Origin of the sequence: Dolichospermum sp. UHCC 0259 (assembly GCF_009711935.1) — a bacterium.
Taxonomy (GTDB): domain Bacteria; phylum Cyanobacteriota; class Cyanobacteriia; order Cyanobacteriales; family Nostocaceae; genus Dolichospermum.
Map to the genome: position 1 here is coordinate 1 of NZ_VIKX01000196.1, position 9,749 is coordinate 9,749.

Sequence of the window (9,749 nt, forward strand, 5' to 3'; positions counted from 1 at the left end):
CTCCTATCCCTGTTACTTCCTAATTCCTTTTTAGTGGGGGAGTGTGAACAGTTACACTCAAACAAGGCAATAAACAAGTATTATGTGAAATTCTACAACAAGAAATTATTGATTCTATTATGAAATATGTTGATAAGCAGGTATCTCATAAACTGGTAGATACATCTGTTATCAATCTTCTTTCACATTTATAAAAATATAGAATGTGTTTGTCTTTTTGTAACATAAAAACCGTAAATAGAATAAGATTAAATTTCATTTAAAAATATACCTTATTCTATCTACGGTCGAAAAATTTATTTCTTAACCCTTAATGCACCAACTCAATGGCCCGCTTAGTCAACGCTTCCGCAGTCAAACCATTAAAAGCCATCAACTCACCGGCACTTGCGGTAGTTTCCCCACGCTTCCAGGCGAAAGAATCACGCTTAGAATTACTGCGTAACATGATCGGTTCTAACATCGCCGCTGCACTACCCAAAGTTATCCTATAACTTCAAAAACGGTTATTTAGTTTAATAAAATTCTTACCCTGGGGTCGGGAACTCTAAAGCTTGACAAAGCCTAACTCACGTTTTGAAGGCTGTATCCAACTCTTTACTCCAAGGAGTACGCAAGGCTCACACGTTCATAATATCTAAGATTTGCAGGTTTGTCAAGTCTTTAAAATAAATATTTCAAATTTCCGTAACTCTAAGTTATATACTCATCTTTAACGCATCTGTCTTATGACATAATTAATACTGAAATTTTTAACAGTAATGATTGAGTGAGATAACGTAAACAGATACAGGGTAAGGTTTTCAGGTGCAATCGCCCTAAACATCCCTAGTAATGCTTGAGTGAGATAACGTAAACAGATACAGGGTTTTTGATTCTTTGGAAGATATTTATTAGTTTCAAGTGAAGGCTATTTTAAACTCTCATTTACTACAACACTATGTAATTGGGAGTTTTTACTTTGTCATTAATCTCAATCTAAAAGACAAATATGTTTTTATGTGCGCTACGCGCAAATTTGTTTCTTGGATATTCTTTGTTTTTCCATTAATCTACACAGGCTAACGCCTCATTTGTGGTGAAGGAAAGTATTCTAGTTTCAAAATCATCTATTTCATTTGAGGTGTTTCAATGATTGTTGAGTTTTCTGTTTTCACCCGTTATCCCAAGTTTGACGGTATTCCTGTTGGCAGACTTTATGTTTCTCATGCCTTTCTTACACATCCTCTTTTTCTTTCTTGGCTTCCTTTACTTCATGTTATTGATGAACATATCTATATGAATGGTTCTAAACGTATCTGGTTTATTGCACCTGTTTCTCTCTATTATCGTCTTGCTTCTCAATATCCTAATCCCCGTTTTGCCGCTTATAATCTATATCTTCTGAGAAAATCAGCTACCTTTTTCAGAGGGCTGAAACCCCCACATTTACTCGATAGTCACTATCTTGACTAATCTTAGTTATCCCTCTATTATGTACTTATGTAATCTTTTATTCCATCCGAAATATAAACTATTATTTTTACCCTCATCTATCTCTTCACTTTCATTAATGAGGTCTTGATTTTTCTCCTCTAATTCTCTCATGTAATGTCTGAGAACTCCTCCAACTGCGATCGCTCTAGTTTTGTGTAGTTGACGGGTTAACTCCAGAAACCATTCTCTATCAGCCACTAAATCAGCCTCTTTCACCTGATATTTCAGAATTTCAGGAATTAGCACCTTTGGATCATGGTGTTTTTTAATCGCTCTTATATCAACTACTGGCTGATAATTAACCCTTAAACATTGCTGCCATAATGATACCCATTTAGCTTGAGAAATATAACCATGACTGAAATATGAAGGCTGTACCATCGCTAATAGGTGTATATGTGGGTGTGCTGATATTCCATCTTTACCTTTGGTAACTTCTATAGACTTTACCCAACCTTTAGCTGGCCATGCTTTCAACTCTGACAAACGTTTAAAAGCTTTGTTTATTTCATCTAAGGTTTCTCTGAGTTCTTCAATGTTGCAATTTCTTACTGTCAGGGTGATAAACAACCAACGGTATTTAGGATAATCTGTAACAACTTGAGGGAGAATCTGATAAGCTTTTGCTTTCCACATCATAGAACGTCGCCACTGACAAACAGGACAGTGACGCACTCGACAAAATCGCGCATTAGTTAATTTTAATTTGAGAGTGTCTGCTGTTTCTTCTGGTACTAAGCGAAACTCTAGCCACTCAGAACAGCTTTGCAACCGCCAAGCATACGTATTAAAAGTATCATTATCTGATTTGGCGTAAAATTCAGCAATTTTATCAGTATTAACTCGATGCTTTTCCCAAGTTTTACCTGTAGGATCAACTTCAGACAAGGAATCTAACTCGGTCATTCTAGTACGTCCAATCAACAACTTGACATTCCAGTATATTACATACGATTACAGCATAAGGACCTGGATTCATCATAAGAAATGCCTGACGACCTGATCCAGTTTCCACACATATCCATATATCTAATCCAGAACGAGTTCGACCATAATACTCTGGGTAAATGACAGGTAAACCAGCAACACCACTACAAGTCATTGATGCAAGAACTTTTGTTCGACTGGGAGAAGCAGCAACCGATTGAGTAAATACAAGCGGAGAAGCAACAAGCAATACAGAAATTAATTTTCCAGCTATTCCACCGCTTAGAAAGTTTTTATGGCTAAATGCCTGATTAGTTTTTTTAGTCTGGTTAAACACAGATGCTTTCCTTTACTATCTTTGATTGCCAGTTTATATTTTAATGTCTCAAAACAAAACCGCAAATCTACGCAACAAAACACAAAATTATCCGCGTTTATCTGCGTACATCTGCGGTTGAAAATCCTTAATGCACCAACTCAATAGCCCGCTTAGTCAACGCCTCCGCAGTCAAACCATTAAAAGCCATCAACTCACCCGCACTGGCGGTAGTTTCCCCACGCTTCCAGGCAAAAGAATCACGCTGAGAATTACTGCGTAACATGATAGGTTCTAACATCGCCGCAGCGCCACCTGTCACACCAATTAAGGCATCTCCACCAAACAATTGCTCAAAATCGGCATCACTTAAAAAACCGTTATCAGGTTCAGAACAAGTATCCCAAGCAGTATCATGAGGACGATATAAACGACGAGGATTGATAATAGAAACAATCTTCACACCAATACCTTCAGTTTCTAAAAAAGCCGCCGCTTCAAACACAGGAATTAAAGTCAAATCGCCAATGACAGCAAATACAACAGTCTTCCCACCAGCCACTTCATGTAATAACACTGCACCATCAATTAAGCCTTTTTCAGTTTGGGCAAAAGTGCTACGAATTGGCAAAGGAGACTTACTAGCAGTAATGACAATGCCCTTATTTTTTGTTTGCAAAGCCCAGTCATAACAGACTTGAATACTGTTAGCATCTGGGGGAAATAATGGGAAGACATTTCCGGTTCTCATCAAAGAAGCAAAATAAGCTTCAATTTCTGGTCTTTGGTGAGTCCAACCGTTGCGTCCTTGTTCTAATGCCCCGGCTGTAAATAATGTAATTGTTGAGGGTGTTTTGCGGCGTAATTCTGCCATTGCTTGGGTGACAGTTTGCCAAATTGGTAAACCATTGATGGCAAAAGATTCGTAGGAACACCACAAAGTTCTCGCCCCCATTAAGGATAAACCAGCCGCTAAACCTGCACAAGCATCTTCGCTCAAAGGTTCGTAAACTTGACCTCCTGGGGCTTGATGATAGGTGTCATCGGTGGTGGGGTGAATGATTTTTAATGCCTCATTAATATTACCAATTCCTGAAGCGGCGTTACCATCAGCGTTAGTCACAAGGAAGTTTTTATCTTTATTTCCTACTACTCCCACCAGCTTACCCATGACAGTTGTAGAAACTTGGGGAACTGCGCCAACTTTATATTCTACTAATGGTAATTCGCCAATTTCTGCTAAAGGTAATTCAAATTCTGTGACTACAGTTTTCGCAGCCGGACCACCTCCAGCCCGTTCCGCATTTGTCCGCACAATTTGCCATGCTGCGGCTGATAATGCCCGTTTTTGTAAGGCGCTGACAATATGGGGCGCGGTTAAAGTATCTTGAGGATAGAGGTTGTGGGATTTTGCCCCTAAAGCGTGAACCCCTGCCCCTTTGAGTTGTTTGATAATAAATACCGTCAATTTACCGCCGAGTGCTGAACGGGCAGCTTTATCCATGCCTACTAATACCGCTTTGGTAAATTCTAGGCGTTTCTCAAAGGAAAATGCGGTACTATCAACATATTCACCGGCTTGATTTTGGTCGTCAAAATCTTTAGCATTGACTAATACGACTTCGGCAAAACCGTTACCTTTCCAGAATGCAATCATCTCTGCGTTGGTTTTCAAAGATACCATGCTGTGGTGTTCTTGGCTGTAACCGTTCCACACCAACACCGGTAAGAAGTTGGTAACGGTGGGGTAAGCGGTGTTGAAATGCGCCATTGAACTCATGATATAGGGTTCACCCAGTCCCCCGTCTCCCACGGTGAAGGGGAAGAGTTTGTCACGGTGCAACAGTGCAGCAGACATAGCAAAATGTTGTCCTTGTCCCAGGGGTCCAGCCGGTGCGAGAATACCGGGAATATAGCCGGATAGGTGTCCTAATAATCCATGCTTTTCTCGAAAGCGATCGCGCAATTGTTGTACAGTAGAAATGCCCATGTCTTCTAAAGACCGGTCTAAGAACATGGCGCTATAAAAACCAGGGGCGTGGTGTCCCACTTCCGTGATAATGTTTTTATGTCCCAGCATGACCAAAGCTGCATAAGCTTCCGCTTGGCTGGCAAAACCGCCGGGATGTCCAGAAGCCTTACTACCTGTGACTTGTAGGGTGAGGTAGCGCAGGGCATCAGCCGCGAGTAGAGTTTGATATACTGCATTTGGATCTGTTGGTGAGGCGATCGCACTCTTGCCCGATTCTATCACGGGAGTTGCCCCATAAGTGTCAAAATTTGGCAGTGCTTCCCCAAAATATTGTATCCCTTCACAAAAATCAGGAAGTGCGGAAGCTGCCTTTGTCGTAATTGCTGTCATGCTGAGTACCTTAGTAAAATCGGAAAGACTTGAGATTCTGGTTTAATGTAACCAAAATTTTACATCTTTGCGGATCTAATAGTTAATTGCTTTTTCGCAATATCACCATAAGTACGTTAAATGAACCACCAAAGGACAATAAACACGAATAATGAAGGGAAGTAGATAGTTATCATTAGCAATCCAGGCATATTACCAAGAATTATCACGGATAATACCGAAAAATTAACCACCCGTGAAAATGATACTTAAAGTTCATCATCAATAAATTCATAAAAAACTGGAAACAGAGAATAAATAAATTAATTTTCAGTTTTTTGTTTCATACCAAGTTCCAATTAACTCAACAGGGTTTATAGTTGAAGTTGAGTTATTCTATAATTAATTGTGTAATCAAAACGGGAGGAAATTATGCAAATACTACCAGGACCAAAAGCATTATCTACTATTCAAGTCTTAAACTGGATATTCAGACCCATGCCTTATATGATGGAATGTGCCAAAAAATATGGTGATTTATTCACGTTAAAATTGCAAAGTAATTTACCACCAATTTTATTTGTTCATTCTCCTGAAGCTATTCAACAAATATTAAGTAATGATCATAAAGAATTGGAAGCACCAGGAGAATTGAATAGTATTTTTGAATATTTATTAGGTAAAAATTCTGTCATTAGTCTAAGTGGTAAAGAGCATCAACGTCAACGTCAATTAATTATGCCACCTTTTCACGGAGAAAGAATGCGAAATTATGCCGAATTAATTGAGAACATTACTACAAAAACTATCAATAAACAACCCAAAAATCAACCTTTTAATATCAGAAATGTTTCTCAAGAGATTACACTTCAAGTAATGATGGAAGCCGTTTTTGGCATTTATGAAGGAGAACGGGCTGAAAAACTGAAACATTTACTTTATGAAATTTTAGAACAGGGTAGTAGTCCTTGGAGAGTTGCTTTTCTCTATCTTCCCAAATTGAAAGAAATCATAGGAATTTCTGAAATTTGGAAAAGACAAATGAAAAAACAGGAAAAATCTGACCAACTTATTTATCAGGAAATTCAAGAAAGAAGAGAAAATTTTGATCCTCATCGCACAGATATTCTTACATTACTTATGGTCGCCAGAGATGAAGAAGATCAAGCCATGACCGATGAAGAATTAAGAGATGAATTAATGACTTTATTAGTTGCAGGTCATGAAACTACAGCCACAGCTATCTCTTGGGCTTTTTACTGGATTCATAAACTCCCAGAAGTCAGAGAAAAGCTATTAGCAGAATTGGATAGTTTAGGAGAAAATCCTGATTCTAATACTATCTTTAAATTACCATATTTAACGGCTGTTTGTAATGAAACATTAAGAATTTATCCTGTGGGAATGATAACTTTTCCCAGGAAGGTAAGAACACCTATTTCTCTGTGTGGTCATCAACTTGAAGCAGGTACAGTTGTCATGGGTTCGATTTATTTAACTCATCAACGGGAAGATATTTATCCTCAAGCGCAAACATTCAAACCAGAACGCTTTTTAGAAAAACAATTTTCACCTTATGAATTTTTACCTTTTGGTGGTGGTGCAAGACGTTGTATAGGTTTAGCTTTTGCCCAAATGGAAATGAAATTAATATTAGCTAAAGTCATGAGAACATGGTCAATGAAATTAATTGATACCCACGAAATTAAACCACAAAGACGGGGTTTAGTTACAGGACCAAACCGTCCCATAAACTTAGAAATCCAGAATCTTCATCAACCAACATCTGGAAATTTAGAACCAGTGAAAGTTTAATCTAGTTAATAAAGATACCCGACTTCTTTTTTATCTTGTAAATAAATTCTGATTCTATATAAGAAGTCGGGTATCTGGGTTTATCATCTATTTTTTTTAATACTTGCTTACATTCTCTAAATATAATAATATAAAAAATCCAGGTTTTTATGTCATCAGAGATATGCAAGAATACGACGTTATCATTATCGGTGCTGGACACAACGGTTTAGTCTGTGCAGCTTATTTACTCAAAGCAGGTTATAGCGTCCTCTTACTAGAAAAACGTCCTGTTCCCGGTGGTGCAGCCACAACAGAAGAATGTATTCCAGACAAAGCACCAGGTTTTAAATTTAACTTGTGTGCCATTGACCATGAATTTATTCATTTGGGTCCAGTTGTAGAAGAATTAGAACTAACAAAATATGGCTTAGAATATCTAGACTGTGACCCAGTTGTCTTTTGTCCTCACCCCGACGGTAAATATTTCTTAGCCCATAAATCATTAGAAAAAACCTGTGCAGAAATCGCTCGTTACAATGAACGAGACGCTAAAAAATATGCCCAATTTACAGATTATTGGCAACGGGCAATTAACGCCATGATTCCCATGTTTAATGCTCCCCCCAAATCAATTATAGATATTTTTGGTAACTACAATCTTCAACAAGTTAAAGATTTATTTTCTGTAGTTGGTTCTCCCGCCAAAAGTTTTGATTTTGTGAGAACAATGTTAAACAGTGCCGAAGATATTCTTAATGAATGGTTTGATGAAGAATTTCTCAAAGCACCCCTAGCTAGACTCTCTTCTGAATTAGGTGCGCCACCTTCTCAAAAAAACCTCGCCATTGGCGTAATGATGATGGCCATGCGTCATAATCCAGGCATGGCTAGACCTCGCGGCGGAACAGGTGCATTGGTGCAAGCATTGGTGAAATTAGTTAAGAGTAAAGGTGGAGTAATTCTCACAGACCAGCACGTAGAAAAGATTTTAATTAATGATGCTAAAGCTGTCGGTGTGCGGGTAACAGGTGGTAAAGAATTTTTAGCCAAACATGGCGTAATTTCTAATATTGATGCCCAAAGATTATTCTTACAAATGACAGAAAAAAGTGATATTGATGCCGTTGATCCTGATTTATGGGAAAGATTAGAACGCCGCATTATCAACAACAATGAAACTATTCTCAAAATAGATTTAGCATTAGATGAACCCTTACATTTTTCTCATCATGATCATAAAGATGAATATCTCATTGGTTCAATTCTCATTGCTGATTCTATGAATCATGTAGAACAAGCTCATAGTAAATGTACATTAGGCGAAATTCCCGATTCTGACCCCTCCATGTATGTCGTCATGCCTAGCGCCCTTGACCCCAGTTTAGCACCACCCGGAAAACATACTTTGTGGATTGAATTTTTTGCACCTTATCAAATTGCTAATGCCAACGGTACAGGTTTAAAAGGAACAGGTTGGACTGATGAATTGAAAAATCAAGTTGCAGATAGAGTAGTTGACAAATTAGCAACTTATGCACCCAATGTGAAAAAAGCAACTATCGCTAGAAGAGTTGAAAGTCCAGCAGAATTAGGAGAAAGATTAGGAGCATACAAAGGGAATTATTATCATATTGATATGACAATGGATCAAATGATCTTTTTCCGACCTTTACCCGAATTAGCTAATTATAAAACCCCCATTGATAATCTCTTTTTAACAGGTGCAGGAACACACCCTGGCGGTTCAATTTCCGGTATGCCAGGACGCAATTGTGCAAGGGTATTTTTGCAAAATAAGCAACCCTTTAGTCAGGCTTTAAAAGATGCGGGAAATTCGATTAAATCTACAGTTGGTTCTGTATTTGGGATGAATTAGAGTAGAACTTACTCATTGACAGGAAAACCAAAATACCAATTATCTAAAAACAATATATATTGTAGGGGTTTAGCAGTGCTAAACCCTTACTCCTTAAGGAAAATTTTTCATGAGAATATTGTTTATTTAAAAGACTAAGGGTATAATAGTATTACTACTATGACTTTATATAGCAATGCTTGTATTTTTTATTCATGGTGTAGCAGAATCAAAAGTTAAATTTGCTGAACCTCTCAAAACTTTAATTCAAAAAGAGTTTTCGCAAAAAAGACAAATTTTACCTCATTTTCATTCTGGATTTTATGCAGATATTTTAAATAATAAAGGTAAAATATGGAATTTTATTCATCAAGATTTAGAAAAAACTAAACAAGCAAATCCACATATTAATCAAGAAGATATTCTGCGAGGAAAAGAGTTAAGGCAAGGTTTTATCTCTGATTTCATCGGTGATGCTTTTACTTACCTTAATCATACAAGAGGTAGAAAAATTAGGCAATCAATCACGGAACATCTAGAGGATCTTATTAAAAATCATCCAGAAGAAGAAGAGTTACATATAGTTGCCCACTCAATGGGAACTGTAATTTTATGGGATATGTTATTTTCAGATCAATTTCAATTTGGTGATGCAGCATTTAATTTTAGATCATTAATTGATGAACAGGTAAAATTAAAAACCATTACAACAATGGGTTCACCAGTAATTTTATTTAATATGTTATTGGATATTCAGTCTGAACAAGTAAAACAGAAGTGTAAATTGCAAAAATATCCATTGAGATGGTTAAATGTTATTCATTCTTCAGATATGATTGCTTATCCGATTAGCTCTAGTTTGGAAATCAAAGAAGACTCTAATATTTCTGTTATAGATAAATTTATTTTTGACAATGCAAATTCTTTAGAAAACACCGTGCGTCAAATAGCCAATTTTCCTGGAGTTAGAACATTAGGTAATGTAACTGTTCACACTCCCCCACTAAAAAGGAATTAGGAAGTAACAGGGATAGGAG

At 37.3% G+C, this 9,749-nt stretch carries 7 protein-coding genes; 4 read left to right on the plus strand and 3 right to left on the minus strand.

Annotated elements, in window-relative coordinates; genetic code table 11:
* The first annotated feature begins 1,131 nt into the window (after positions 1–1,131).
* Positions 1,132–1,455 carry a hypothetical protein gene (locus FJR05_RS15780; RefSeq protein WP_168644974.1) on the plus strand — a complete coding sequence of 108 codons (324 nt, stop codon included), beginning with the start codon at positions 1,132–1,134 and terminating at the stop codon, positions 1,453–1,455.
* 6 nt (positions 1,456–1,461) lie between these two features.
* Here the strand turns inward: FJR05_RS15780 and FJR05_RS15785 are convergent, their stop codons facing one another.
* The 3 genes from FJR05_RS15785 to FJR05_RS15795 form a co-directional block, all read right to left on the minus strand.
* Entirely contained in the window at positions 1,462–2,382 is a 921-nt protein-coding gene (locus FJR05_RS15785) for a protein rep (RefSeq protein ID WP_168644975.1), read from the minus strand.
* A 1-nt stretch (position 2,383) separates the two neighbouring features.
* Positions 2,384–2,740 carry a hypothetical protein gene (locus FJR05_RS15790; protein ID WP_168644976.1) on the minus strand — a complete coding sequence of 119 codons (357 nt, stop codon included), beginning with the start codon at positions 2,738–2,740 and terminating at the stop codon, positions 2,384–2,386.
* Between the two features lie 127 nt (positions 2,741–2,867).
* On the minus strand, positions 2,868–5,081 hold the full coding sequence (locus FJR05_RS15795) for a phosphoketolase (protein ID WP_168644977.1): 2,214 nt from the start codon (positions 5,079–5,081) through the stop codon (positions 2,868–2,870).
* 411 nt (positions 5,082–5,492) lie between these two features.
* On the opposite strand from FJR05_RS15795, the gene FJR05_RS15800 reads away from it, so the two are divergent.
* The 3 genes from FJR05_RS15800 (at position 5,493) to FJR05_RS15810 (ending at position 9,730) form a co-directional block, all read left to right on the plus strand.
* Positions 5,493–6,875: a cytochrome P450 gene (locus FJR05_RS15800; protein WP_168644978.1), complete on the plus strand. Its 1,383-nt coding sequence runs from the start codon at positions 5,493–5,495 to the stop codon at positions 6,873–6,875.
* A 163-nt stretch (positions 6,876–7,038) separates the two neighbouring features.
* Positions 7,039–8,733: a beta-carotene ketolase CrtO gene (crtO, locus tag FJR05_RS15805; protein ID WP_168644979.1), complete on the plus strand. Its 1,695-nt coding sequence runs from the start codon at positions 7,039–7,041 to the stop codon at positions 8,731–8,733.
* A 175-nt stretch (positions 8,734–8,908) separates the two neighbouring features.
* Positions 8,909–9,730, plus strand: a complete 822-nt coding sequence (locus FJR05_RS15810; RefSeq protein WP_168644980.1) for a hypothetical protein — start codon at positions 8,909–8,911, stop codon at positions 9,728–9,730.
* The last annotated feature ends 19 nt before the right edge of the window (positions 9,731–9,749 follow it).

Bases quoted from the DNA above. Each gene is read 5' to 3' on its own strand.
- FJR05_RS15780 (WP_168644974.1), top strand. From the start codon at position 1,132: ATGATTGTTGAGTTTTCTGTTTTCACCCGTTATCCCAAGTTTGACGGT.
- FJR05_RS15785 (WP_168644975.1), bottom strand. From the start codon at position 2,382: ATGACCGAGTTAGATTCCTTGTCTGAAGTTGATCCTACAGGTAAAACT.
- FJR05_RS15795 (WP_168644977.1), bottom strand. From the start codon at position 5,081: ATGACAGCAATTACGACAAAGGCAGCTTCCGCACTTCCTGATTTTTGT.
- FJR05_RS15800 (WP_168644978.1), top strand. From the start codon at position 5,493: ATGCAAATACTACCAGGACCAAAAGCATTATCTACTATTCAAGTCTTA.
- crtO (WP_168644979.1), top strand. From the start codon at position 7,039: ATGCAAGAATACGACGTTATCATTATCGGTGCTGGACACAACGGTTTA.
- FJR05_RS15810 (WP_168644980.1), top strand. From the start codon at position 8,909: ATGCTTGTATTTTTTATTCATGGTGTAGCAGAATCAAAAGTTAAATTT.